At 71.9% G+C, this 360-nt stretch carries 1 protein-coding gene; it reads left to right on the top strand.

What is annotated here, in order from left to right; translation table 11 throughout:
• Positions 1–360 (top strand): DNA polymerase Y subunit UmuC family protein (locus J0A65_RS26505; RefSeq protein ID WP_206597162.1); only part of this gene is annotated, 360 nt, incomplete at both ends.

Genomic DNA, 360 nt, shown 5'->3' with positions numbered 1-360 from the left:
CACTACCCACGCTGCCTGCTGCTGGAGGTGCAATCCAGCCTGGGTCTGTTCGGCCCCTGGCCATCCTTCGAGGCGCGCCTGCGCACGGAGCTCGCCGCCCTGGGTTTTCAGCACCGCATCGCCGCCGCTCCCAACCCGGCGGCGGCACGCGTGCTGGTCAACGTCGGCGACGGCCTGCTGGCCAGTGATGCGCATGGCCTGCAGCAGCTGCTTGCCCCGCTGCCGGTGGATCGCCTCGGCCTGAGCGCCACCGCGAGCAGCGCCTTCAACCGCATGGGCCTGAGACAGCTGCGGCAACTCTGGGAACTGCCGCGCGCCAGCGTGGCCAGGCGCTTCCCGGCCGAGGTGCTGGCGCAGCTC

Origin of the sequence: Bowmanella yangjiangensis, assembly GCF_017255015.1 — a bacterium.
Taxonomy (GTDB): domain Bacteria; phylum Pseudomonadota; class Gammaproteobacteria; order Enterobacterales; family Alteromonadaceae; genus Bowmanella; species Bowmanella yangjiangensis.
Note: the sequence above shows the minus strand (reverse complement) of the source record. Positions and strands in the feature narration are given on the sequence as shown.